Annotated in this window: 20 protein-coding genes; 8 read left to right on the plus strand and 12 right to left on the minus strand. The window is 71.2% G+C overall.

Features of this window, described 5'->3' with window-relative positions; translation table 11 throughout:
* Positions 1–17: 17 nt before the first annotated feature.
* The 3 genes from KRR26_RS01095 to KRR26_RS01105 form a co-directional block, all read right to left on the minus strand.
* Complete coding sequence (locus tag KRR26_RS01095) at positions 18–530, minus strand: serine O-acetyltransferase (protein WP_120205226.1); 513 nt, start codon at positions 528–530, stop codon at positions 18–20.
* Positions 512–1,801, minus strand: a complete 1,290-nt coding sequence (locus KRR26_RS01100; protein ID WP_217078922.1) for a GNAT family N-acetyltransferase — start codon at positions 1,799–1,801, stop codon at positions 512–514. The genes KRR26_RS01095 and KRR26_RS01100 overlap by 19 nt, the downstream gene beginning before the upstream one ends.
* A 120-nt stretch (positions 1,802–1,921) precedes the next feature.
* Entirely contained in the window at positions 1,922–4,384 is a 2,463-nt protein-coding gene (locus tag KRR26_RS01105) for an efflux RND transporter permease subunit (RefSeq protein ID WP_158611435.1), read from the minus strand.
* Positions 4,385–4,613: 229 nt separating this feature from the next.
* Here KRR26_RS01105 and KRR26_RS01110 point away from each other — a divergent pair, with 229 nt between their 5' ends.
* From KRR26_RS01110 to KRR26_RS01120, 3 genes are all read left to right on the plus strand, one after another.
* Positions 4,614–5,525, plus strand: a complete 912-nt coding sequence (locus tag KRR26_RS01110; protein ID WP_120205221.1) for a glutaminase — start codon at positions 4,614–4,616, stop codon at positions 5,523–5,525.
* An 8-nt stretch (positions 5,526–5,533) separates the two neighbouring features.
* Positions 5,534–6,364, plus strand: coding sequence for a class I SAM-dependent methyltransferase (locus KRR26_RS01115; RefSeq protein WP_217078923.1), 831 nt, complete (start codon positions 5,534–5,536; stop codon positions 6,362–6,364).
* 86 nt (positions 6,365–6,450) lie between these two features.
* On the plus strand, positions 6,451–6,849 hold the full coding sequence (locus tag KRR26_RS01120; RefSeq protein WP_217078924.1) for a cupin domain-containing protein: 399 nt from the start codon (positions 6,451–6,453) through the stop codon (positions 6,847–6,849).
* A 6-nt stretch (positions 6,850–6,855) separates the two neighbouring features.
* Here KRR26_RS01120 and KRR26_RS01125 read toward each other — a convergent pair whose 3' ends face one another.
* From KRR26_RS01125 to KRR26_RS01140, 4 genes are all read right to left on the minus strand, one after another.
* Positions 6,856–8,025, minus strand: coding sequence for a low temperature requirement protein A (locus tag KRR26_RS01125; protein WP_217078925.1), 1,170 nt, complete (start codon positions 8,023–8,025; stop codon positions 6,856–6,858).
* Positions 8,026–8,087: 62 nt separating this feature from the next.
* Positions 8,088–8,567, minus strand: coding sequence for a methylated-DNA--[protein]-cysteine S-methyltransferase (locus tag KRR26_RS01130; protein ID WP_217078926.1), 480 nt, complete (start codon positions 8,565–8,567; stop codon positions 8,088–8,090).
* Complete coding sequence (locus KRR26_RS01135; RefSeq protein ID WP_233576859.1) at positions 8,564–10,024, minus strand: DNA-3-methyladenine glycosylase 2; 1,461 nt, start codon at positions 10,022–10,024, stop codon at positions 8,564–8,566. The genes KRR26_RS01130 and KRR26_RS01135 overlap by 4 nt, the downstream gene beginning before the upstream one ends.
* Positions 10,025–10,091: 67 nt before the next feature.
* Complete coding sequence (locus KRR26_RS01140) at positions 10,092–10,892, minus strand: pseudouridine synthase (protein ID WP_217078927.1); 801 nt, start codon at positions 10,890–10,892, stop codon at positions 10,092–10,094.
* Positions 10,893–11,039: 147 nt separating this feature from the next.
* Here KRR26_RS01140 and KRR26_RS01145 point away from each other — a divergent pair, with 147 nt between their 5' ends.
* Positions 11,040–12,326, plus strand: coding sequence for a threonine/serine exporter family protein (locus tag KRR26_RS01145; protein ID WP_120205210.1), 1,287 nt, complete (start codon positions 11,040–11,042; stop codon positions 12,324–12,326).
* Positions 12,327–12,335: 9 nt separating this feature from the next.
* On the opposite strand, the gene KRR26_RS01150 is transcribed toward KRR26_RS01145, so the two are convergent.
* Positions 12,336–12,749 (minus strand): DoxX family protein, encoded by a 414-nt coding sequence (locus KRR26_RS01150; RefSeq protein WP_120205208.1) that lies wholly within the window; start codon positions 12,747–12,749, stop codon positions 12,336–12,338.
* 106 nt (positions 12,750–12,855) lie between these two features.
* Between KRR26_RS01150 and KRR26_RS01155 the strand changes: the two genes are divergently transcribed.
* Positions 12,856–13,941, plus strand: coding sequence for an AI-2E family transporter (locus KRR26_RS01155; protein WP_120205207.1), 1,086 nt, complete (start codon positions 12,856–12,858; stop codon positions 13,939–13,941).
* Here KRR26_RS01155 and KRR26_RS01160 read toward each other — a convergent pair.
* The gene (locus KRR26_RS01160; RefSeq protein WP_233576820.1) at positions 13,927–16,008 is read right to left on the minus strand and encodes a dipeptidyl peptidase 3; all 2,082 of its coding nucleotides are present in this window, start codon (positions 16,006–16,008) and stop codon (positions 13,927–13,929) included. The two genes, KRR26_RS01155 and KRR26_RS01160, sit on opposite strands and share 15 nt — an antisense overlap.
* A 427-nt stretch (positions 16,009–16,435) precedes the next feature.
* Here KRR26_RS01160 and KRR26_RS01165 point away from each other — a divergent pair, with 427 nt between their 5' ends.
* Entirely contained in the window at positions 16,436–17,833 is a 1,398-nt protein-coding gene (locus tag KRR26_RS01165; RefSeq protein ID WP_328707038.1) for a S28 family serine protease, read from the plus strand.
* Between the two features lie 41 nt (positions 17,834–17,874).
* Here KRR26_RS01165 and KRR26_RS01170 read toward each other — a convergent pair whose 3' ends face one another.
* Positions 17,875–19,173: an EGF domain-containing protein gene (locus KRR26_RS01170; protein ID WP_217078929.1), complete on the minus strand. Its 1,299-nt coding sequence runs from the start codon at positions 19,171–19,173 to the stop codon at positions 17,875–17,877.
* Between the two features lie 291 nt (positions 19,174–19,464).
* Here KRR26_RS01170 and KRR26_RS01175 point away from each other — a divergent pair, with 291 nt between their 5' ends.
* Entirely contained in the window at positions 19,465–20,352 is an 888-nt protein-coding gene (locus KRR26_RS01175) for a tetratricopeptide repeat protein (RefSeq protein ID WP_217078930.1), read from the plus strand.
* Here the strand turns inward: KRR26_RS01175 and KRR26_RS01180 are convergent.
* Positions 20,337–21,395, minus strand: a complete 1,059-nt coding sequence (locus tag KRR26_RS01180) for a HEAT repeat domain-containing protein (protein ID WP_217078931.1) — start codon at positions 21,393–21,395, stop codon at positions 20,337–20,339. The genes KRR26_RS01175 and KRR26_RS01180 overlap by 16 nt on opposite strands.
* Positions 21,396–21,533: 138 nt before the next feature.
* Positions 21,534–23,216: a lamin tail domain-containing protein gene (locus KRR26_RS01185; RefSeq protein WP_236068170.1), complete on the minus strand. Its 1,683-nt coding sequence runs from the start codon at positions 23,214–23,216 to the stop codon at positions 21,534–21,536.
* A 420-nt stretch (positions 23,217–23,636) separates the two neighbouring features.
* Here KRR26_RS01185 and KRR26_RS01190 point away from each other — a divergent pair, with 420 nt between their 5' ends.
* A complete protein-coding gene (locus tag KRR26_RS01190; RefSeq protein WP_217078933.1) occupies positions 23,637–23,957 on the plus strand; it encodes a hypothetical protein in 321 nt (106 codons plus the stop codon).
* The last annotated feature ends 97 nt before the right edge of the window (positions 23,958–24,054 follow it).

Raw genomic sequence — 24,054 nt, forward strand, 5'->3', positions numbered from 1 at the left:
AGCGCCCCGTCCACCCCTCAACCGCGACGCGAGCGCGGCGCGGGAACCAACACGGCGGGGTCCACGCACTGTCCGGTGTCCCGCTTGTAGGCCGCGGGAGGATCCGGCTCGCGCCGCACCTCTCGCGCGGGGATGCCGGTGACGATGGCCCCCCGCGCCACATCCGTCTCCACCACGGCGTTGGCGCCAATGACGGCGAAGTCCGCCACCCGCACCGGCCCGCGAATCTGCGCGCCCGCGCCCACATAGACGTAGGCGCCCAGCACCGGCACACCCTGGGCGCCCGGCCGCTCACAGAGCGTCACCTGGTGCGACAGGAAGCCGTAGGGCCCCACGCGCACGCCAGGGGCCACCACCACGCCCATGCCGCCGTAGCCCAGGGCACAGTGCTCGCCCAGGTCCGCGTCTGGTGGGAGCTGGGCGCGGAACAGCACATGCGTGAGCGTGCCGAGCAATTGAGGCAGCACTGGAACTCGGCGCGCGTGAAGCCAGCGCGCGGCTCGGTGGAAGGTCAGCGCATCGGGACCCATCGAGTCACCATCCGTCGGGCAGCGGGCAACCAGCGAAACTTGGCCGAGCACAGCGCGCGGCCGAAGCGCGTGTCGCGAAAGACGAAGAGCCAACTGTGCGGCCGCAGGCGGTCCGCCCACACCGCTTTGCACGGCATGTTCTCGCCCAGCAGGTCGCACTCGGTGAGCCCGGACGACACGCCGTCCTCCAGCGCCGCCGCGGTGAGCAGTTGGCCCGGGCTGTACTGCTGAAACGCCTCGTCGTAGGCGGGCTTCAGGGTGAGGTAGCGCCCCTGGTAGGCGAACGCGAAGTCGAACGCGATGGCCCGCCCCGCCGAGCGCAGCATGTAGAGCGACAAGTGGCCCGCGTCCGCCGCGTCGCGCGCCAGCCGGGTGTAGAACCCCAGCGTCGCCGGGTCCTGAGAGATGGCCGTGCCGCGCTCGCCCTTCCAACCGCTGCGCTCGATGGCGAAGCCCTCGGACAGGACTGCGTCGAGCTGCGCTCCGCCACTCACCCGCTCCACCGTCACCGGCCCCAGTTCGTCCAGCCGCTTGCGCCGGCGCCGCAGCCCCGCGCGCAGGTTCTTGCTCCAGCGCGCGTGCAGCTCCGGCAGCGAGCCCGGCAGCAACAGGTAGGGCGAGTCCATGGACTTCCACGTCCCCACCGGCAGGCCCCGCTCCTCCGCCGCCCGGTACAGGCTCCACGCGCGGCCGCCGTGGGGCACGTCCTGGAGCTGCAACAAGTCCCACTCGCGGTCCGACTCCAGGTGCCGCAGGAACGCGGTGCCCGCCGCCGGCGCGTCCTCCGCCAGCATGTCAAAGCGGCAGGAGTGCGAGTTGGTGGGGCTGATGAGCTGACGCACGGGCGCGCCCGCGCACCAGGTGCGCCGCTCCAACAGGGGCAGCACCGCGCGCAGCCGGCCCCCCGCGTCGCGCGCGGTCAGCACGCGGAAGCGCGAGTCCGACGCGAAGTGGGTCAGCCACGCGTCGATGAACTCGTGCCGGTAGAAGAGCTGATCATCCGTGCGCCGCACCAGCGCCGTCCACTCCGCGCGCAGGCCCGCGAAGGCCGAGTACGTGCGCGCCTCCGTCACCGACAGGCTCGGGGGCGCGGTGCGCGAACCGGGCGTCGTGTCGAAGAACTCGGAGCGACTGTGGGAGGGGCGCACCTCGTTGTGCGAGGGCGCCAGCGGCACGTCGCGCGCAACGGGGGGCTCCGCCACGGGGACGGAACCCGACGGGGTGACTTGCGTCACCGGCTCCTGGGCCTGCTGGTCGTCTAGGGTGTCCATGCCCCGCCCCCTCCCTCCGCCGGCCCCTCCCCGGGGGCGTGCGGCAACCTGGGCTGCCCTGTTGCGCCACACCACTGCCCCGCGGTCGCAGACGCCGTCCTTCGCGCGACAGTCGCGGCCCTACGACTCCGGGTTCGATGCCTGCTTCGGCAAGAGCAGCGCCGGCAGCGCCAGCAGCGCCGCGGACAGACACGCCACCTCGCCCATGGCCGCCAGCAGGCCAAAGTTCGCCAGGGCCTGGTTGCGCGACAGCAGCAGCGACGCGTAGCCGATGATGGTGGTGGAGGAGCACAGGGCCACCGCCCCGCCCGTCCCCTCGATGACGCGCGACAACGAGCCCGGCCCCTCCTCTCGGTAGCGCAGGATGAGGTTGGCCGCGTAGTCGACGCCGATGCCGAAGGTGATGGGCAGCACCACGAAGTTGAGGAAGTTGAGCCGCAGCCGCAGCAGGGCCGCCAACCCCACCAGCCACGCCACGCCCAGCAGCAGCCCGGCCAACACCGTCAGCGCCAGGCGCGCGTGGCGCGTCACCGCGAACACCAGCGCGGACACCGCCGCCAGCGCGAGCAGCGTGGCGCGCGGGCCGTCTCGCAGGATGGCGTGGGTGATGTCCGCGATGAGCAGGGGCCTCCCCATGGAGAGCGCCCGCCCCCCGGCATCGTGGATGGCGCCGCGGATGGCGTCGGTGAGCTGCAAGCCGTAGCGCGCGTCGATGGAGCCCACCCGCTTGGGATAGGCGAACGCGACGCGCCCCACGGTGCCGTCGCGCTCCGTGAGCGGCTGACGCAGGGTGAGCGGCACCTCGTCCCAGCTCGGAGCTCGCACGCTCTCGGGAGGGCGGTACATCCGAGCCTCGTGTCTTAGCGCTGGCGGCAGCATCGACAGCCGAGAGTCCGGCAGCAGCGCGCGCAGCTCATGCAGCAGCGGGACCTTCGCCTCGACGTCCGAGGGCACCAGCGTGCGCGCGGTCCGCACCTCGCCCAGGAGCGCCTGGTCGCCCAGCGCCCGCTGGCGCGCGTTGAGCAAGTCCACCACGCGCTGGAGGTCCTCCGAGGTGTCACCCACGATGACGACCGGCGTGAGGTACGACTGGAACACCTCGTCCACGCGATGTCCCCAGTAGATGGAGCCATGCTTCTGGCTGTCGCGCGCGCGCAGCTTGTTGAAGTCCGCCTCCACCAGCGGGCCTTGATAGGACGTGACGGCCGCCACGCTCGTGGCCAGCAGCGCCAGGGACACGACCTGGATGAGCCCGCGCCGCGACACCACCCAGCGCGCCAACCGGGACGTGAGCGGACGTGCGCCCACGACGTGGGTGAGGTCCATGGGCCGCGGCGACTCGAGCACGCACAGCAGCGGGGGAAGGACCAGGTAGGCGGACAGCCAGCACAGCGCCATGCCCATCCCGCCCATCACGCCGAACTGGTTGAAGCCACGGAAGCGGGTCACCGCCAGCGACAGGTACGCGAGACCCGCCGCGAACGAGGCCACGAAGGTGGGCGCCACGGTGCCCGCCCACGCGAGGCGGATGGCCTCGGGGACGGGCACCTTCGCGTGGCGCTCCTCCAGGTAGCGGCCCATGTAGATGATGGCGGCGTTGATGCCATTGCCCACCACGATGGAGCCCAGGAACGCGGTGTTCGCGTTGAGGTGGCCAATGAGCACGTCCGCCAACCCGAAGGTGACGGCGCACCCCACGGCGAGCGAGCCGATGATGGCCGCGAGCGCGCGCCAGCGACGGAAGTAGAGCCACAGCACGCCCGTGACGCCCGCGAGCACCACCCCGCCAGAGGTCACCAGGTCCGACTGGAGCGCGGCCTGCTCCTCCGTCATGGTCGCGACCTCGCCGTCGTAGCCCACGCGCATCGAGGGGTCGAAGTGCTCGGGCTGGAGCGCCTCCACCTGCCGCCGCACTTCCTCCAGCATCGTGTGGTTGAACGCGTAGCCGGTGGTCAGCTGCGGCGGGCGCACGAGCAGCACCAGCCGCTTGCCGTCCTGCGACTGGTAGTAGCCCGAGCGAAAGCGGTCCACGGAGGAGAGCCCCGCGCCCGAGCGTCCCAACAGGTCACGGAAGTCGAGCGAGGGCGGCTTGGCGTCCGCGTCGATCAAATCCACCATGAACGGGTTGAGGTGCATGCGCTCCCACTGCATGCGCGCCCGCACGCGCGCGACGAGCGTGCGCAGGTCCTCGACGGACAGGTAGAGCAGGCCGAACCGCTGGAAGAAGGCGCGCTCCGTGTCCACGCGGTACTCCACCGACCGGACCAGCGTGGGCGGCAGCGTGCGCAGTCGCTCCGCGAGCGCGTCCGCGAAGCGCCGCAGCGCCTGCGGATCATCCCCCTCCAGCACGACCGACAGGTGGTTCACGTCATACAAGCGAGGCGTGAGGACGCGGGCCGCCACCACGCTCGGCGCGTCCGAGGGGAGCAGCTCCTCCACTTCACTGCGCAGGTCGCCGTAGAGCTGGATGGACAGGGCCGTGCCCACCAGCGTGAGCACCGCCGCCACCAGGAGGACCTGCCGGCGGCGCTGGAGGAGCGCCGTGACCAGCCTCCGCGAGAGCCTGTCGATCCAATCCACCATGGTGACGCCCCCGCGCCCGCGACGTCGCGCCGAGGCGAGGGCTCCTCGCGCTATAGCCCCCCGGCGGAAGGACGCCGTGCGCACGCGCGCGTCCCGCTCACTGCGCGACATCCCGCGCAAGCCAGGTGTTCGCTAGTTCGCCCGAAGAGGCCCACCGCGCGGGAATTGACCGGCTCCCCGGCGCGGCGGAGCATGCCCGCCCCACCGCCGCGCGGCGGACCGGACGGCCATGGACTACCAGGCGATACTCGACGAGGTGATGGAGGCGACCCGGCCCGTGCTCGGGCAGGGGCGCGTGGCGCGCTACATCCCCGCGCTGGCCGCGGTGGACCCCAACCACTTCGGCATGGCGCTGGCCACCGTGGACGGCGCGCTGTACGGCGTGGGCGACTGGCGCGTGCCCTTCTCCATCCAGAGCATCTCCAAGGTCTTCACGCTGGCGCTGACGCTGGCCCAGGACGGGGATGCGCTGTGGCGCCGCGTGGGCAAGGAGCCCTCGGGCAACCCGTTCAACTCCCTGGTCCAGCTCGAGTACGAGCAGGGCATCCCTCGCAACCCCTTCATCAACGCGGGGGCGCTCGTCATCACCGACCGGCTGCTCGGCCTCACGGGTGACGCGAGGGGCACGCTGCGCGACTTCCTGCGCGCGGAGAGCGGCAACCCGGCCGTGGACTTCGACCCGGTCGTCGCCGCGTCGGAGGCGGAGCACGGCCATCGCAACGCGGCGCTGGCCCACTTCATGGCCAGCTACGGCAACGTCGAGCGCCCCGTCCCCGAGGTGCTAGAGCACTACTTCTGGCAATGCTCGCTGCGCATGAGCTGCGCGGACCTCGCGCGCGCCTGTGGCTTCCTCGCGCGCCACGGCCAACGCGCGGGCGGGGAGCGGCTGCTCACCCGCAGTCAGGCCAAGCAGGTCAACGCGGTGATGCTCACCTGCGGCACCTACGACGCGGCCGGCGAGTTCGCCTACCGCGTGGGCCTGCCCGGCAAGAGCGGCGTCGGGGGCGGCATCATCGCCATCATCCCCAACCGCTGCGGCCTGTGCGTCTGGAGTCCCGCGCTCGACGCACGCGGCAACTCCGTGGCCGGCGTCGAGGCGTTGGATCGCTTCACCACCCGCACCGGCCTCTCCATCTTCTGAGCCTGCCCATGCCCTCCTCGTCCCCCGCGGAGACGTACCTCCTCGACTACCACCGCCGGCATGCGGGAGCCACGACGCGAGCGTTCGCGAGCCTCCCGGCGCGGCGCGGCGCGGACACCCTGCCCTCCTCGTACGCCTGCCTCGTCACAGAGGTTCCGGACGACGGCCGGCCCCGCACGGTGCTGGACCTGGGATGCGGCGATGGCGCCCTGCTCGCCCTGCTCGCCCAGCAGCGGACACCGGGGCTCACGCTGCTCGGCCTGGACCTCAGCGAGCACGAACTGGCGTCCGCCCGCGCGCGATTGGGCCGCGCGGCCACGCTCCACCAGGGCAGAGCCCAGGCCCTGCCCTTCGCGGACGCGAGCATCGACCGCGTGCTCAGCCACCTGGCGCTCATGCTCATGGACGACGTGGAGACGGTCCTCGCGGAGGTGCGGCGCGTGCTCAGGCCCGGCGGCCGGGTCTCCGTCGTGGTGCCCGGCACGCGTCCCCCGACCGAGGCGGTGGCCACCTTCGTCCAGGCGGTCCGGGCCTCGCACGCGGTCCCCTCCCTGCCCCTGGGCGACGCGCGCGTGCGCTCGGGCGAGGGGCTGCGCGGGCTCTTCGGCGCGGGGTTCCGCCTCCAGTCGGACGTGGAGCTGGAGGTCATCGGCGACGGGCCACCGGAGCGTGTCTGGGAGTCGCTGGCGACCACCTACGACGTGGACCGGATGTCCGAGGAGAGCCGCGCCGCGCTGCGCACGGCCTTCCTCACCGCCGTCGCGCCGCTGCTCCGCTCCGACGGTGTCCTGCCGTATCGCTGGGGCCTGCGTCAGCTCACCGCCACGCGCGAGCCCTGAGCTGGCGAGCCACGGCGAGCATCCTCATCTTTCCCTTGGACTCGAGGTCGCGCGAGCGCGGCCTCCATTCCCGAGGGGGGAGCACCATGGCACGCGCGATCATCAAGAGGGCCAGCGACTCGGACGAGCACCGCCCGTTCGTGGCGCATGGAGGTTCGGACGTCTTGAAGTTGGGGGAGCTCACCGTGGGCCGCGCGGTCTTCGAGCCCGGCTGGCGCTGGTCCCAGGACGTGAAGCCGCTGGTCGGGACCAACGACTGCGAGGTCGTCCACACGCTGTGCATCCTCTCCGGGAAGTTGCACGTCAAGATGCGCGACGGGCAGGAGTTCGACCTCGGCGCGGGAGACGTGGCCTTCATTCCACCGGGCCATGACGGCTGGGTGGTGGGCAACGAGCCCTGCCAGGTGGTGGACTTCACGGGAGCCGAGGACTACGCGCGCGCACGCGCCGGCCGAGCGGAGGAGGCTCGCCCGTCCATTCAGTGAGCCCCATCAATGAGCCACGCGCCGTCGCGCGCAGCCGTCCCACACGGCCACCGCGACCATCACCAGCGACGTCCAGCCATTGACCGTGAGCAGGTTGGTGAAGAAGCACAGCGGCGTCAGGACGGCGAGCGCTCCCAGCCCCATGAAGTGCGAGGCTGGGAAGCGGCCGTACACCACCCGTTTGTAGACCGCGTTCCCCAGCAAGTAGATGACGGGACCGGACAGCAACACCGCCGCGGACACCACGTCGGTGCGCGCGTCCGGATGGCCAATCGCGCGCTCGTTGCCCACCGCGGAGACGATGACGCCCGCGATGATGGTCACGTGCACATAGTGGAAGTACGCCCCGATGCGGCCCGGGTCCTTCGAATGGACGATGGCCTCGCTGCCGTCCTTGCTGCTCGTATCGAAGTACACCCACCACATGGCCACGCTGCCCAGGAAGGCCACGATGGACGCGAGCAGGATGGGCGTGTCCCAGTGCTCGCGCGCGCTGAGCGTGGCGCCTGTCTCCAGGATGGACTCGCCCAGCGCGACGATGACGAAGAGCTGACAGCGCTCGGCCAGGTGTCCGCCCTCGATGGTCCACTCGGACGTCCGCGAGCGGCCCAGGCCTGGCGTCCAGAAGCCCACCATGGGCGCGAGGTACTGGGTGGCCACCGCCGCGACCCAGATGGCCAGTCGCTCGGCGCCTTCGCGCAGGCTGCCGAGAACCCACAGGCCGCTCGCCACGCTCAGCCACGCGAGCATGCGCTGGAAGTTGGGCGCGAGCGCGTGACGCGGCCCCAGGTGCAACACGATGAAGACGGTTCGCCCCACCTCCATCGCCGCGAAGCAGCCCGCGAAGACCCAGCCCCGGGAGCCGAACGCCTCGGGGATCGCCGCGGACATCACGAGGCTGGCCAGCATCATCCCCAGCAGCATCAGGCGGATGGGTATGGCCTCCGGGTTGAACCAGTTGGTCACCCAGCAGGTGTACTGCCACGCCAGCCACACGGCGAACCACAGCACCAGCGTCTGGAACGCGCCGAGCACCGTGAGGTGCTCCAGCAGGTGGTGCGACAGCTGCGTGACGGCGAAGACATAGACAAGGTCGAAGAACAGCTCGGCATACGAGACCCGCGCCTCGTGGCCATCCCGCACGCGCAACAACGAACCCGAGCCCCAGAGGGCCATGTGCCACCACCTCCGCGCGGACGCTCGCCAGCGCCCGCGCGAATCCAAGCACACTCCGCGCGTCAGCGGTCGCGCTCGTGCTCCAGCAACCACTGCTTCGCGGCGAGCCCACCCGCGTACCCCGTCAGCTTGCCGCTCGCGCCCACGACGCGGTGGCACGGCACGACGATGGACAGGGGGTTGCGCGCGTTGGCGGAACCCACGGCGCGGGCGGCCCCCTCGCGCCCCACATGGCGAGCCAGCATCGCGTAGGACCACGTGGCGCCCGGCGGAATCTCCTGGAGCGCCCGCCACACCGCGAGCTGGAAGGGCGTCCCCTCCGGGTCCAGCGGGAGCTGGAAGGCCGTGCGCTCGCGCGCGAAGTACTCCTGGAGCTGGCGCCGCGTCTCCCGCAGCACGGGCTGCTCGTCATCGGCGCGCGCGTCGAAGTCCCGCGCGCGCCGGTGGTTCGGGAAGTAGATGGCGCTCAGCCCGCGCTCGGTGGCGAACAGGCGCAGGGGCCCCACCGGACTGGCCAGGATGGAACTGAAGTGTCGAGTCATCCGCCGGCTCCAAGAGAAAGACGGGCCCACAGGTGCATCGCGGCGTAGGCCCGCCACGGGCGCCAGGACTCGGCGCGCTGAGAGAGTTCCTTCGTCGTCACGCCGCCCAGCGCCTTGCGCAGCGCCAGGTCTCCCTCTGGAAACGCATCCGGCCAACGCAGCGCGCGCATGGCGACGTAGTGCGCGGTCCACGGGCCAATGCCCGGCAGCGCGTCCAGCGCCGCGATGGCCTCCTCCGCGTCCGTGTCGCGCTCCAGTCGCACGGTGCCTTGGGCCAGCGCCCGCGCCACGCCGAGCACGGTGTTCGCGCGCGAAGCGGGCATGCCCAGCGCCGCCACGTCATCCAGGGAGCACGCGGCGACGGCCTCCGCGGTCGGGAACAAGCGCGACAGCTCCGGGCGAGGAGCGTCCATCAGCGGCGTGCCCAGACGCGCGGCGAGCCGACCGCTCAGCGTGGTCGCGGCCTGGACGGACACCTGCTGTCCCAGGACCGCGCGCATCGTCAGCTCGAAGGCGTCGAACGCGCCGGGCACGCGCAGCCCAGGGTGCGCGCGCAGCGACGCCTCGAAGAACGCATCGCGCTTCAGCGCCTCGTGAACGAGCACGGGCTGCGCGTCCAGGTCGAAGAGGGCGCGCAGTCGCGAGGCCACGCCCATCAGCACCGACGACAGCGACAGCGACACCTCAGCGATGAGCGCGGGCCGAGCCTTCGCGTGGCGCACGACGACCCAGCCGCTCGCGTCTCCCCAGCGCACGGTGCGCCAGTACGCGCCATCGCTCACGTGCTCCACGCCGGGGATGGCGCGGGCGTGCAGGAAGGCCAGGAGCGCCTCCCAATCGAGCGGCGGGCGATAGTCCAACCGCAGCACCAGCGAGCGCGACGGCGTCGCCGTGCCGCCCGCGCGCCGCAGCGCCGACGGGGGCCGACCGAAGCGCCCGCGAAACAACGAATTGAACCGCCGCACGCTCTGGAAGCCGCTGGCGAAGGCGACCTCCGTGAGCGGCAAGGACGTGTCGTGCAGCAGTTGCTTGGCCAGGGCCAGGCGTCGCGACTGCGCGAGGTCCACCGGCGAGATGCCCAGCTCGGCCTCCAGCGCGCGGCGCAGGTGGCGCGCCGTCACGCCCAGCTCCTCGGCGAGCGCCTCCACCGACGCCGTGTTGAGCACCCCCTCGTCGATGCGAGCCACCGCGGCGGCGACGAGCCGGGGGACGGAGTCGACGGGCGCCTGCCCTGGCGCCAGCTCGGGCCGGCAGCGCAGGCACGCTCGGAAGCCCGCGAGCTCCGCCTCGGCGGCCGTCCGGTAGAAGCGGCACCGGTCCATCCGCGGCGTGCGCGCCGGACAGATGGGGCGGCAATAGACCCCGGTCGTCGACACCCCGACGAAGAAGAGCCCATCGAAGCGGCGCGCGCGTGCGCACAGGGACTGGTAGCAGGTTCGTGGATCCAACGTCCGCATCACGCCGCTCTCGTAACCCGCCGCCCGCGTCCTGTCTGGTCACTTTCGGACCTGATAGCAACACCGCTCACGGAGCCGCGGCGAACCGGAGCCCCTGGGCGACCTCGTCCTCGCGCAGCGCGCGCCACGCGCCCTCCGCCACATCCAGCACCACGTCGCCCACGGCCTCCCGGTGCAGCGAGACCACCGGATGCCCCACCGCCGCGAGCATCCGCTTCACCTGATGATGACGGCCCTCGGTGAGCACCAGCTCCACCACGTCCGGCTCGCGCAGCCGCGCCTGGGCGGGGCGGGTCAGTCCGTCATCCAGCACCACGCCGTCGCGCAGCCGCCCCATCGCCGCGTCCCCGGGCCGTCCCGCCACGCGCGCCACGTAGCGCTTGGGCAGGTGCGTCTGGGGCGCGGTGGCGTGGCGCACCAGTCGCTCGTCGTTGGTGAACAACAGCAGCCCGGTGGTGTCCCGGTCCAGGCGCCCCACCGCGAGCCACTCGAAGCCGCGCAGCGCCGGAGACAGCCGGGCCGTCAGGTGCTCGAACACCGTGCCCACACCCTCCGGGTCCGAGCCGTGCACCACCAGCCCCCCGGGCTTGTGCAACATGACCGCCCGGGTGGGGGCTTGCAGACGCTGGGGCTCGCCATCCACCCGCACGCGCGCGTCGGGTCCCACCGGGGCGAAGGGCTCGCGGGTGATGTGCCCGTTCAGCTCCACGCGCCCCTCCAGGATGGCGCGCTCCGCCTCGGCCCGGGGCATCACCCCCGCTCGGCCCAGGGCCCGCGACAGCCAGTCCGCCCGCTCGCCCTCTGGCGTCCCGGCGCCCCGCAGGCGCGCGGCCTCCAACCACCGAGGCGTCCGCTGTTTGCGTGTCACGTCTGCTCCTTCCCGGGCGCCCACCTGGGGCGGGCGACCCGGCAAACACCTGAAAGGCCGCGCATCCGGTGCCTACCTCTCACTCGGACGCCCCCAAGGGAAGGGGCGTCACGCGCCCGTGGTTTGACTCCCTCCCGGTGCTCTGCCATGTGCGCCGCGACCGTGTCCTCCGCGCTCGAAGGTACGCCCGTGGTTCCGTCGGAAATCCTCGCCTCCACGCCCTCGCTCCCACCCCCTGCCCCCGCCGTGACGTTCATCCTGCGGCTGGGCCAGGCGCTCCACCGGTATGGCACGCCCGCCCATCGCCTGGAGGGGCTGATGCAGCGGGTGTGTGAGCGACTGGGGTTGGATACGCGCTTCTTCTCCACGCCCACCGCCATCTTCGCGTCCTTCGGTCCACCCGAGGCGCTGCAAACCTGCCTCATCCGCACCGAGCCCGGGGACACGGACCTGGAGCGCCTCACGCTGCTGGACGTGCTCGCCGACGACGTCATCCACGGGCGGATGTCCCCCAGCGAGGGCGCCCTGCGCGTGGAGGCCATCCTCGCGCGCCCGCCGCGCTACGGGCCGCTGCTCCAGATTCTGTGCTGGACGCTGGCCGGCGCGGCCGCGGGCCGACTCTTCGGCGGGGGCCTGCGGGAGATGCTGGTGGCGGCGCTCAGCAGCTTCGCCATCGGCGCGTTCGACCTCGCCACGGTGAAGCAGCCCTCCACCGCGCGCGTGCTCGAGTTCGCCGCGGCCATCATCGCCTCGGCCACCGCGGCCGTCGCCGCGCGCTTCCTCGGGCCCCTCTCCGTGGAGGTGGCCACGCTGGCGGGGCTCATCGTGCTGTTGCCCGGCCTGGCGCTGACCGTGGCCATCAACGAGGTGGCCACGCGCAACCTCATCTCCGGCACCTCGCGCCTCACGGGCGCGGCGCTCGTCTTCCTTCAGCTCGGGTTCGGCGTGGCGCTGGGCGGCAAGGTCGCGGTGTTGCTCCCTCCCGCGCCGGTGGGGCTGACGCCCGCGGCGTTGCCCCCGTGGACAGCCGTGGTGTCGCTGCTCGTCGCGGGCTTCGCCATCGCGGTGCTCTTCCGCGCCCACCCGCGAGACTGGGGATGGATTGCCCTGGGCGGCACGTGCGCGTTCGCGGGCTCACGCCTGGGCGCGCTGTTCCTGGGGCCGCAGCTCGGCGCGTTCGTGGGCGCGCTCTTGTTGGGCATTGGCAGCAACGCGCTGGCGAAGCTGCGCAACCGCCCCTCCATGACGACCGTGCTGCCGGGCCTCATGCTGCTCGTGCCTGGAAGCGTGGGCTTCCGCAGCCTCGCGTCGCTGATGGAGCGAGACGTGGTGGCCGGCGTGGACACGGCCTTCTCCATGCTGATGGTGGCCGTGGCGCTCGCGTCGGGGCTGCTGGCCGCCAACGCGGTCCTGCCGCCCCGCAAGGTCCTCTGACGCGAGGGCTCAGCCGCGCGTGAGGACGAGCGTCGCGATGGCCAGCAGGAAGTACGGCACCAGCGCCGCCGCGCCGCCGTACTCCTTGGCCATGCGCTGGCCGAAGAAGAGGCACACGAGCGAGCTGGCCGAAAGCGCCGCGCCCATCCACGCCAGCCGCGTGGCGCCGGAGACCACGAGCGACACCACGCCCGCCGCGCTCACCGCGCCAGACGCCAGCTCCATCAGCGTGAGGACCGCGAGCATCGGCGCCACCACGCCGCGCAGGGGGGACTTGGAGAAGTGGCCGGTGAGCCAGCCCAGGTTCCCCTTCCAGTCCACCACCTTGTCCACCCCGGACTGGAGGAACAGGATGGCGAGGAAGGCGGCGCACAGCACCTGGGGCAGCCACTGGGTGAACGCGGACGAGTCGAAAGGCGGCATGGCGCGCACTCTAACCGCCCCGCGCCCGTCCCCAAGCCCGGCGAGCGGGCGGCCCACCGGGCGCCCCTGGGTATCCCTGGACGGGGCTGCCTAGCTTCCAGGGGTCATGGCATCCGACCGGGTCGCCCAACGCGTCTTCACCGGCCTCATCCTGCTGTCCCTGTTCCTGCTGTGCCTGGTCATCCGTCCGTTCGCCGAGGCGTTCTTCCTGGCGGCGGTGCTGGCCGGGACGTTCTCGGGACTGCACCGATGGCTGACCCGCAAGCTGCGCGGGCATGACCACGTGTCCGCGGGGCTCATCTGCGCGGCCTTCGTGCTCGCGCTCCTGATTCCGCTGGGCGGGCTCACCGCCTTCCTCGTCTCGGAAATCTCCGAGGGCGCGCGCTTCATCGGGCAGACGGTGCAGCACGAGGGGCTTCAAGGACTCGTCGACCGGCTGCCGGCCATCCTGCGCGCGCCCCTGGAGAAGATGCTGGAGCAACTGCCGGTGGAGCAGCAGAGCCTCAACCGCACCTTGCAGCAGCAGGGCGCGGCGGCGGCCAAGGCGGTGACGGGGGCCGTGGCGGCCACGGGCACCCTCGCGCTCCAGACAGCGATGATGCTCATCGCCTTCTTCTTCTTCCTGACGGACGGAGACCGGCTCGTGCGCTGGCTGGAGAGCGTCTCGCCGCTGCGCCCCGGCCAGACGCAGGAGCTGCTGCGCGAGTTCCGCGCCACCTCGGTGTCGGTGCTGGTGTCGTCGGTGGCCACCGCGGGCGTGCAGGCGGGAGCGGCCCTCGTGGGCTACCTCATCGGCGGCGTCCCGGCCCCGCTGTTCTTCGCGGGGCTGACGTTCTTCTTCGCGCTCATCCCCGCGGTGGGCGCGGCGGTGGTGGTGCTCGCCGCCGCCCTGCTGATGCTCCTGAGCGGCCACGCCTGGACGGCCCTCTTCCTCACCATCTGGGGCGTCGCGGTGGTGGGCGTGGTGGACAACATCGTCAAGCCGCTGCTGGCTCGCAAAGGCATGAACCAGCACGGGGCCATCGTCTTCTTCGCGCTGCTGGGCGGACTGGCGGCGTTCGGCGCGGTGGGGCTCTTGCTCGGCCCGCTCATCGTGGCGTTCTTCCTGACGCTGGTGAGAATCGCCCAGCGCGACGAGCGGGCCCCGCCTCGGGCCTCTCCACCTCCACCGGCCGCGTCAGGGCGCGGGTAGCGCGCGGTACGCCTCGCGCAGCGCCTCGGGCGAAGCGGCCACGCTCGCGGCGACCCGAGTGGCCTCGGCGGCGGGCAGCCGGCCCAGCAGGCTGCGCTCCAGGTGCTGCGCGATGAAGTCCTGGGACTCATCCACCTTCACGTCCACCACCTGCCCCTTCGCGTCCAGCACGGGCACCAGGCGCGGCGAGGAGATGAGCAGCATGGAGGGCACGTCCAGCCGCTTCACGCGCGCGGTGATTTCATCGCGCAGCGCCGGCTCGAAGTGGATGCCCTTCTCCTGCACCAGCGCGCGGATGCCCTCGTAGTCGCCCGTGGCCTTGATGACCATGAGCTTGGAGAGCAGCTCGCCCACCGCCTCACGCATGCGGGCATGGTCCGTCACCGTCCAGTAGGTGCGGCCGTCCACCACCTTCTGGGCCACCGCGCCCTTCTCGCGCAGGTACGTCACCGTCATCTGGTGGCCGCGCTGGTGGTCCTCCTCGAAGCTGTCCCCCGTCTCCACGCTGCGCAGGTTGGTGAGCCCCTCCGCCAGGAAGTCCCGGTACATCTGCCGCGCGATGGCCTCATGGTCCGGAGACAGCTCCGCGAGCGCCGGGTCGAAGGCGTGCCACAGCGCGACCAGGTCCGCGCGCGCCTCCTCCAGCGTGTTGTCGTACTCGCGCAGGAACGCGGAGGGCGACTGTCCCTTGAGCTTTGGATCCACCTGTCCGGAGGCGTGGCCCAGCACCTCGTGGAAGGCCACCAGCCACTTGCGCGCGGTGACGGAGAACCGCGCGGCCTGGGCGCGCTCCTCCTGGGTGGGAGACAGCTCCATGGCCATGGGCAGGCGCACCAGCGCGGACGCGGCCTCCATGACGTTGGTCACCATGACGCTCTTGCTGCCGTAGCGCTCGCGGATGTGCTGCTCGTTGGGCAGGTTGATGCCCGCGGGCGGCTGCGGGTACGTGGTGATGAGGTTGATGGCCTTGGCCACCGGCGGCGCCACCTTCTTGCGCTTGTACTTCTGGGGCCAGGGCAGCCGGTCCTCGAAGTACTGCGCGCGCCGACCCATCAACTCCATGATGCGGTTCTCCTTCGCATCCCGGTAATTGACGAGCGCCTCCCACTGGCCCTTGTGGCCGCGCGGATCCACGTACGTCTCGATGAAGCCGAGGTTCGCGTCCACCGCGGGGTCCACCTTCAGCCACGCGATGTTGTACGCGTCCCAGTCCTTCAGGTCGCCGGTCTGGAAGAAGCGCACCAGCTTCCCCAGCGCCGCGCGCTGCGCCGGAGCCGCCGAGCGCATCGCCTCCCCCAGGTGCCCGTTGACGCGCGCCAGCTCCCCCGCGAACAGCCCCGGGGCCACCTTCCCGTCCGGCGTGCCCGCGCGGAACACCTGCTCGACGAGCTTCCCGTCCTGCTTCACCACGCGCGAGTCCAGCGGGTACTTCTCCGAGAAGCCCTCCAGGTCCTTCATCGTGACGCCCAGACCGTAGGCCGTGTTGGCGGACGCGGTGAGCAGGTCCTGCCCCGGCGGCGGAGCCTTGGAGGTGAGCTGCGGCTCGAAGGCGGCGTCGAAGAGGGTGGGACGCAGGTCGGCGAGCCACGCCTTCAGGGCCGCCTCGTCCTTCACGCCCAGCGGCGCTCCCGCCTTCAGCGCGCGCACCGCGGCGGCTTCGAGCTGCTCGGGCGTGAACTCGGGGACGAACTTCTGCCCGGTCACCTGATCATGATTGCCCGTGTGCCCATAGAAGCGGACCAGATAGTTCGCGAGCTGGGCATCGAACGCGGCGCCCTGCCCTTCGCGGCCAAACAGATACACGCTCTCCAACAGGCGCTTGGCGGGGACCAGCTTCCACCCGAGCTGCGCGTAGGCGATGTCTTCCCCCGCGTGCGCCGCCAGCGTGAGGGACCACGCCACGCGCTTGTCGGCCAGCGACAGCGCTGGGACGCCGGGTGCGAAGACCTGGGCGACGGCGGTGGTCCCCAGCCGCTGCTTGAGGAAATCACTCGACGAGGCGGGCGCCGCGCTCGGGGCGGGAGGCGCGGCGGCGAGCAGGGCGGCCAGGAACAGGGGCGTCATCATGCGGCTCCGAGAATGAGAGGTCGGGTGCGTGGCTAGCGCGCTCCTCGGGCGGACTCAAGCGCCCTCGTGTCTGGGAGAACATGGACAGACATCCCGGACGCGGGTCACGAATCCCGAGGAAACCACGTCATTCACCATCCCTTCACGCCATGACCATGCATTAGCATTCGCGACCGCGTGCATCCCCCACGCATGAAAGGCTCCCATGTCCCCACACCCGCGTCGCGTACGACTTGCCTTGTTATTCGCTCCGCTCCTCGCGCTCGCCCTTCAACCCGCATGCGGGGACGACCCCACGGAGCCGCAGGGCCCGGGCCCCGTCGTCGACGCGGGCCCCGAGCCACGCGACGCAGGTCCGGATCCACACGACGCAGGTCCCACAGACGCCGGGCCCTCGGACGGAGGCCCGACGGAGGACTGTGCCGCGGTGCCAGACGAGCCGCTGCCGCCCCCGCCGGTCGTCCGGGACACGAGCGTGGACATCCTCACGCGGCTCAATGCCATCCCCGGCCTCACCGCGCGCGAGAACCCCGACCACGTCTCGGTCCCCGCGGGCCACCGCTTCTTCGCGCTCACGTATGACCAACCCGCGGACCACAACCGTCCCGGCTGCCAGCGCTTCACCCAGCGCTTGACGCTGCTCCACAAGGTGGATGACGCGCCCGTCGTCTTCTACAACTCCGGGTATTACGTCGGCCCCAGCGCGGGACGCCGGGAGCTGACCACCCTCCTCAGCGGCAACCAGCTCTCCATCGAGCACCGCTACTTCCCGCCCAGCATCCCCACGCCCACGGACTGGAGCCTGCTCACCATCCGCCAGTCCGCGGCGGACTTCCACCGCGTCATCCAGGCGATGAAGGCCATCTACACGGGCAAGTGGATCTCCACGGGCGCGAGCAAGGGTGGCGAGACCGCGGTCTTCCATCGCCGCTTCTATCCGAACGATGTGGACGGCACCGTGGCCTACGTGGCACCGCTGGCCCGCGCGGACGATGAGCGCTTCCCCGCGTTCCAGGCGGCCGTGGGTGGAGACACCCAGGCGGCGTGCCGCGAGCGCATGCACAACTTCCAGCGCGTCGTGCTGGGACGCCGGGACCGGATGCTCGCGCTGTTCCAGAACTACGCCACGTCCCAGGGCATGACCTTCACGCGGCTGGGCATCGAGAAGGCCTTCGAGCACTGCGTCATCGAGTCCTACTTCGCCTTCTGGCAGTACTACTCGCCCAGCGACTGCTCCGCGTTCCTCGACGACAGCGCGTCCGACGCGGAGCTGATGACGGTCCTCCAGGACTACTCGCCGCTGGAGACGTTCATGGATGAAGGCATCGGCGGCATCATCGCGTATCAGGCCTATTACTATCAGGCCTCCGTCGAGCTGGGCTGGCCCAAGCCCTACGACGACCATCTGGGAGCGCTCGTCCATTTCCCAGACACGGACATCGCGCCCCCCTACGCGCCCCCCGGCGTCCTCTTGTCCTTCCACCCCGAATCCATGCAGGACGTCGAGAGCTGGGTGACGACCCAGGGCGAGCGGCTGATGTTCATCTATGGCGAGCTGGACCCCTGGTCCGCGGCCGCGTTCCCGCTGGGCCAGGCGCGGGACTCGTATCTGTTCCAAGCCCCCGGCGCCAACCATGGGAGCCTGATCCGATTCCTCAACGCCGCCGACAACGCGGCCGCCACGCGGATCGTGCGCCGGTGGGCGGGAGCCCCGGACCTCCAGCTCCGGCACGTCACCGAAGAGCCGGAGGCCCCCGCCTACAACGAGTTCGAGCCGCACCTGCCCACCCGGCTGCGCGTGCCCCCCGTGCCCACGCGCCATTGAGCGCGCCACGAGGCGCCCCCTCGCCTGCGAGGTCCATCACCTCAGGGATAGGTGATGGACCCCACGTAGTTGGCCTCCGAGGGGGCGCACTCGAAGTTGAGCGACGGTTGGATTCGCGGCGTGTCGAACACCCGCTCCAACTGCCCCGGCCGGCGCACCACCACGTGCGCCTGCACCGGCGCGCTGACGTCCACGTCCGGCGTGAAGGTGGTCAATGACAGACAGATGTCGTAGGTGCCCGAGGGCGGAGTCGTACCCAGCGGCCAGTAGATGTTCTCGGGCCCCAGCCCCTTGCGCGCGTCCACGTCCAGGATGCCTCGGTCCGTGGTGTCGCTGGGGCCCGGGTTCCAGAACGAGATGAGCTTGCCGGTGGGCGTGCGCACCAGGAGGTCCGCGTCTCCATCGCGATTCCACGTCGCGGTGAACTGGAGCGCGCCACCGCCCACGCAGACCCCGAGCGCGCACGACCCGCCATACGCGCAGGCCTGTCCGCACGCGCCGCAGTGAAGCACGTCGGTCCGGGTATCGACACAGGCGCCACCACAGACCGTGCGTGGCGCGAGGCAATCCGGCTGGCAGGTGTAACCACCCGGCGTGTTCACACACAGCTCGCCCGGCGCGCACTGGGCCGTCCCCTGATAGCACTCGTCCACGTCCGTGCAGACGCTGGGTTGTCCGTGGCAGGTGTAGCCATGCTCCACCTGGCAGATGCTGTTGCAGCCATCGCCGGACTGGATGTTGCCGTCGTCGCAGGTCTCGACGCCGTTGGTCTGCGCGTCGCCACAGACGACCCGGCCCTCCGCTTCAATGGCATCCACCATGTACAACTCGATGACCGACCCGCGCAGGCGAACGTAGCGGTAGGACGCGCTGCCGCCCCGGAACGGCACCATCGCGATGTGCGTCCCCACGCTCACGTTCACCAGGCGCAACGTCCCGGTGGTCAGCACCGTGCCATCCGCCCGGAGGAAGTCCACCTGCGTCGCCACCGACAGCGCGACGCCCTGGTAATACACCTTCAGGTTCCCCGTGCCCTCCTCGCCCGCGCCCATGTCCAGGAGGAGCGACGCGTTGAGCAACCCGAGCACCGTGGCCGCCTCGCCATCCGGCGCGCCCACCGCGTTGTTCGCGTTGAGCACCGTGGCCGTGGTCCCCGGTGCCACGGCGTCCGCGTACAGGTCTCCGCCCAGCTTCACGCCCTCGGACGCGCGACCGAGCGGAGCGGGACGGGCGGCCAGGACCGCCTCGCTCACGGGCGGCTCTCCACACGCGACGCTCAGGAGCCCCGCCAGCAACGGCGCCAGGACGCGCCCCGAAGCCATGCGTCGATGCCTGCCCATGGTGAACTCGCTTTCGCCCGAGGAACGAGAGGGATTCCGGGCACGGGCCGTCCCGGTTGGGATGTCCTGCCCGCACAAGTCTTTCCCATTTCCTCAGCGCGCCACGGGTCGCGCGGACCTCCCCGTGGAGGGCTCGACATTCAGCGCGGCGCCGAGGGCGACGAATGCCGCGATGCGAACAGCGCCCCGCACGCAAGCATTCACCATCGACGGGCGACCCTCCCCTCGGGGTCGTGCGCCTGACGCGCATCGAGTTGTGCGCGCGGCCCAGGTCCCCCCAGAATCGTCGTCATGCCAACGTGGCGCCCTTCTCCGTGGCTCGTGTTGCTCGCGCTCGGCACCTCCGCGAGCTGCGCGAGGAACCTGGCTCCGGCTCCCCCCGAGCCCCCCATCGCACGGGCCACCGTCCCGGCCGAGCAGCCCGCCCCGCCCCCGAGCACGCTCCCTCCCGCCACGCTCGACGCCGCGCTTCAGCTCCGCGCGCACGGCCAACACGACGAGGGCTTGCGCGTCCTGGAGCGCGTCTTCGTGCACGCCAGCGAGGCCGGGGACGTGGCCACCGCGGCCAGGGCGCTCCATCGGCAAGGAGACCTCCTGCTCGACCTCCAGCGCTGTGAGGAGGCGGGCCGCTTGTATCAACGCGCCCTCGCGCTCTACGAGGCGCGCGGAGACCTCGCCATGGCCGGACTCGCGGCGAACGACCTGGGCTTGTGGAGCCACCGCTGCGGCAGCCTCGAGACCCAGGCCATCCCCTGGTTCACCCTGGCCATGGAGCACCGGCGCGCCGCGGGTGACCTGCCGGGCCTCCGGGTCAGCGCCAACAACCTCGGCGCCGCGTACTTCAACCTCCGCATGACCGAGGAGGGCCACCGCGCCTACCTGCAAGCGCTCGCCGCCGCCGAGGCCCTCCACGACGCGAGCGCGGAGCGACAGGTCCACGCCAACCTCGCGCTGCTCTGGACGCTGGAGGCCGAGCACCACGCGGACTGGGACGACGGTGAGCCACCCCCACCGGTGCCAGCGGACTCTGCCGCCCAGCGCACCGCCCGAGAGCACTTCGCCCGAGCCCTCGAAGCGGCGCGACGCGCGCAGGAGCCCGAGTCCTCCGTGTGCGACACCTTCGGCCGGTTCAGCAATCGCTGCGACCGCCTGGCGCCACGGGCTCAGCGCGCGCCGTAGACGCCGGGCGCGGGCGTGGGCTCGGAGGGAAGGGCCCGCGACGGGTCGAAGCGCTCCAGGTGGGGCCCCCAGCGCTCCAGGAAGCCCGCGCGCATGAGCGCGGCGTCCTCCAGGACAATCCGCTCCAGCGGCACGTCCACGCCCGCGAGCAGGAAGAGCCCCCGCGCCGCGAGCCGCCGCACCTCGCCATCTGAATCATCGAGCGCGTCGAGCAGCGCGCGCGCCGCCTCGGGACGCGCCAGCGTGCTCAGCGACTCCACCGCGAATCGCCGCGCGCCCTGCATCTCCGCATGGAGGTACTCGACGATGGCCGCGATGGCCTTGGGCGTACCAGCCGCCAAGAGCAGGAGCATGCGAGGCCGTCCGTGCAACGACGTCGCCTCCAGGCCGAAGGGCTCCAACGCGGGCCCGGGATGGAAGGTCAGCGCCCGCAGCGCGCCACAGCGAGGGTCCGGATCCTCATCCCCGGGGCGACAGCCGATGGGGTCGGAGCCAGGGCCGAGCACGGCGAGCAGCGCCTCGGTGGCGCGCGGCTCCGGAGCGGGACGGAAGACGACCTCTCGCATCTGAGCGCGGAGATCCGAGCGCGGATGCAGCGCAGGCAACGCGTCCAGGAAGGTGTCGCGCTTGGGACGAGAGCCAAAGTAGGCGAGCGCATTCACCGCTTCGTTGCGCAGCTCCATGGAGCTGGGCTCGCGCGCGCGTTGGATGAGCAAGGGAAGCGCGGCGCTGTCCTGGAGTCGGCCGAGGAGGAACAATCCCCGGCGCTTGGACTCGGTGGACAGGTCGGCTCGCTCCTGGTCCTCCAGGAGCTGATGCACGAGCGCACCGAAGCGCTCGGAACCCAGCTCCTCGCGGCTGCGGAAGCAGCGCGCCAGCAACTCGAAGCTCTGCGGCAGCGCCACCGCGCGACGCGAGGACTTCGCGGGTGCGCGGGCCCACGCGAGCAAGACCTCATCCGCTCCAGCCGGCGGCGCCGCCATGGCATGGGCATGCACGCCCAGGACGAACATCCACAGGGACAGCCAGGAGTGTCGCGGCATGCAGGGAGTATCCCCTGGCCACGGCGCGGAGGGGAGTCACGGCCACCTGGGCCGCTCCTCCTGACGCAACGTCCACCCGCGCGCAGCGGCCGGCGGGAGCCACCCGCGCTCCCACCGGCATGCCCCCCCCTGAGCGACCTAGAAGGCCGCGCCGCTCGCGCGCAGACCGGGCGAGGACGACAGGCTGGACAGGCTCGTGTGCAGCACGAACGTACCGGTGGCGCTCACATCCGGGCTGCGGTTGGCGGACACGCCATCCGTGCCGGCGAGCCCCGAGGCGAACGTGGCCGAGTCCACGACCGTGCCAGACGCGTTCTTCACCGTCACGGTGTCACCGCTGTTCGACAAGCCGAGCGCGCCCGAGGACGCGGCCACCGCGCCCACCGTGCCGGCCGGGATGCCCGACGCGCCACCAAACACGACCACGGCCTTGCCCGCCGCCAGCGACGTACCGCTCACGAACGTGTGCCGCACGTTGGTCGCGTCGGACACGGTCCAACCGCTCAGGTCCACCGCGGCCGAGCCCGTGTTGACCAACTCCACGAACTCGCCGTTGACGTCCGAGCCCGCCTCGTTGAGCAGCACCTCGTTGATGAACACCTTGCCGGTGCCACCCGAGGACGTGGTGATGGTGAAGGCCGCGTTGCTCGTGTCCGTCACCGTGGCGTCCGAGGCATCGCTCACGCGCACCAGCGCGGAGGTGCTCGCGGTGGCGGGCACCGTCCACGCGTAGCTGCCCGCCGAGGCCGGCGTGCTCGCCACCAGCGTGGTCCACGTGGAGCCATCCAGCGTGTACTCCACCTTCACGTTCGTCACGCTGGTGGAGGTCCAGGTGATGGTCTGCGCGCTGCTCGCCGCCCAGCTCTCTCCACCATTGGGCGAGCCCACCGTCACGCTCCCGGACGGAACCGAGTCGCCGGGGATGAGGAAGTCCTTGATGATGCCCATGTGCTGCATGCCGCTGGCGCCGCTGTCCGCCGCCAGCGCCGGGGAGATCTCCGAGATGGGCGAGTACACGCGCGTGTCCGCCACCAGCCCGTTGGCGAACGAGCTGCCACCGATGACGACGGCCGTCTGATACGGACGCAGGTCGCTGTCCACCAGCACGTGGTCATACGGGCTGTTGCGTCCGGCGTTGGTGTTCGAGTTGCCATTGCGGTCCGCCGGATACGGCGACGCGGTGTTCACCACGGCGGACAGCGTGTTCAAGCAGCCCTCCGTGCGGCTGCCGGTGTTGAAGTCTCCACCAATGGCGAGGTAGTCGCCCGCGGGGACGTTCGCCTGGATGAAGCTCAGCAGGTTGGTGGCCTCCGTGTTGCGGATGCTGGAGCTGGTGGTCAGCAGGTGCACGCTCACCACCCACAGGTCCTTGGGACCCGGCACGTCGATGCGCGCCCACGCGAAGTCGCGGTTGCTCACGCTGGTGTCGTCCCACTCACCCGAGGCGATGATGGGCCAGCGGCTGATGATGCCGTTGGGGATCTGCGCGCCCCCTTCGCGGTAGTACGAGAAGCCCGTCCCAAACGCCGTGTCCACGAACGAGCGCAGGTCCGCCGCCGAGTTGGACAGGTAGTTGAACTCCTGAATCATCACGACGTCCGGCTGCGTCCCCTGGAAGATGCGGATGCCGTGTCCCGGGTCGTAGTTCTGCCCGGTCCCGCTGGAGAGGTTCGCCGCCATCAGGCGCAGGCGCACGCTCGTCAGCGGCGCCTCGGCCGTGGCCAACGGCTCCGACGTCGTCGCCTCCGGCGCGGTGCTTCCACCGCACGCCGCAGCCAACCACAACGACAGCGCGCCCACCCAGCGCCAGGGAGTCTTCATCCGTCTCGAAATCACAGTCTCAGTCAGCACGATGTCCGGTCCTGCTCCCATCGGGAGCGTGGAGGTTTCTCGAGAACCACGGCGGCGTGATGCACGCGAGAACGCGCACACAACGACCATCGTGTTTATCGCGCGATTCGAGAAGAGATTGTGTGAACGAATATGTCTGAAATATCGTTTGGGTGTCGCGGCGGCTGTAGACAGCGCCACGAACAGGTATCGCCGCCCTTGTTCCCAGTGTTCGCAGGCGACGCATCCCCCGTCGCCGCACGACACGGGAGGCGTGCGCTCCCGTGCGGGCTCGCGAGATGTCTCCCGTGTCCCATCCAAGGGAGCATCCGAGCCCTCGCCCCACGCCTCGCGGCCTGCACCCCGCCAGCGCCAGGAAGCGGCGGCGCGCCGTTGTGGAGCCCGGCCGGGGTGTCCATCGTCGAAGGCATGCGTGCCATCGACACCCAGGACGAGCGGATCGCCACGTTGCTGGTCGCGGACGACCGGGACCTGCCCCGAGATGGCAGCACCGACGTGCAGGTGCGCCTGCGCGATGGGCGCCGCTTCATCGTCACGTTGCACACGTTGGAAGCGCTCGCGCGACGGCTCGATGAAGCACCCGCGTTCGTCGCGTCGGGCGTGCTGCTCGTCAAGCGCATGACGGACGCGGCGGTGGTGAGCGCCGTGCGCGCGGCGATGGGCGAGGGGCTCGAACGGTACGGCGCGCTCCAGCCCCCCATCGAGGAGTAGCGCGAGGAGTAGCGCGAGGAGTAGCGCGAGGAGTAGCGCGAGGAGTAGCGCGAGGAGGCGCCTGTGGCGCACGCGACGTCCGGACTGGGCGCCTGCG

This window comes from Citreicoccus inhibens (genome assembly GCF_019039035.1).
GTDB classification, from domain to species: Bacteria; Myxococcota; Myxococcia; order Myxococcales; family Myxococcaceae; genus Citreicoccus; species Citreicoccus inhibens.

Bases quoted from the DNA above. Each gene is read 5' to 3' on its own strand.
- KRR26_RS01095 (WP_120205226.1), bottom strand. From the start codon at position 530: ATGGGTCCCGATGCGCTGACCTTCCACCGAGCCGCGCGCTGGCTTCAC.
- KRR26_RS01100 (WP_217078922.1), bottom strand. From the start codon at position 1,801: ATGGACACCCTAGACGACCAGCAGGCCCAGGAGCCGGTGACGCAAGTC.
- KRR26_RS01105 (WP_158611435.1), bottom strand. From the start codon at position 4,384: ATGGTGGATTGGATCGACAGGCTCTCGCGGAGGCTGGTCACGGCGCTC.
- KRR26_RS01110 (WP_120205221.1), top strand. From the start codon at position 4,614: ATGGACTACCAGGCGATACTCGACGAGGTGATGGAGGCGACCCGGCCC.
- KRR26_RS01115 (WP_217078923.1), top strand. From the start codon at position 5,534: ATGCCCTCCTCGTCCCCCGCGGAGACGTACCTCCTCGACTACCACCGC.
- KRR26_RS01120 (WP_217078924.1), top strand. From the start codon at position 6,451: ATGGCACGCGCGATCATCAAGAGGGCCAGCGACTCGGACGAGCACCGC.
- KRR26_RS01125 (WP_217078925.1), bottom strand. From the start codon at position 8,025: ATGGCCCTCTGGGGCTCGGGTTCGTTGTTGCGCGTGCGGGATGGCCAC.
- KRR26_RS01130 (WP_217078926.1), bottom strand. From the start codon at position 8,567: ATGACTCGACACTTCAGTTCCATCCTGGCCAGTCCGGTGGGGCCCCTG.
- KRR26_RS01135 (WP_233576859.1), bottom strand. From the start codon at position 10,024: ATGCGGACGTTGGATCCACGAACCTGCTACCAGTCCCTGTGCGCACGC.
- KRR26_RS01145 (WP_120205210.1), top strand. From the start codon at position 11,040: ATGTGCGCCGCGACCGTGTCCTCCGCGCTCGAAGGTACGCCCGTGGTT.
- KRR26_RS01150 (WP_120205208.1), bottom strand. From the start codon at position 12,749: ATGCCGCCTTTCGACTCGTCCGCGTTCACCCAGTGGCTGCCCCAGGTG.
- KRR26_RS01155 (WP_120205207.1), top strand. From the start codon at position 12,856: ATGGCATCCGACCGGGTCGCCCAACGCGTCTTCACCGGCCTCATCCTG.
- KRR26_RS01160 (WP_233576820.1), bottom strand. From the start codon at position 16,008: ATGATGACGCCCCTGTTCCTGGCCGCCCTGCTCGCCGCCGCGCCTCCC.
- KRR26_RS01170 (WP_217078929.1), bottom strand. From the start codon at position 19,173: ATGGGCAGGCATCGACGCATGGCTTCGGGGCGCGTCCTGGCGCCGTTG.
- KRR26_RS01175 (WP_217078930.1), top strand. From the start codon at position 19,465: ATGCCAACGTGGCGCCCTTCTCCGTGGCTCGTGTTGCTCGCGCTCGGC.
- KRR26_RS01180 (WP_217078931.1), bottom strand. From the start codon at position 21,395: ATGCCGCGACACTCCTGGCTGTCCCTGTGGATGTTCGTCCTGGGCGTG.
- KRR26_RS01185 (WP_236068170.1), bottom strand. From the start codon at position 23,216: ATGAAGACTCCCTGGCGCTGGGTGGGCGCGCTGTCGTTGTGGTTGGCT.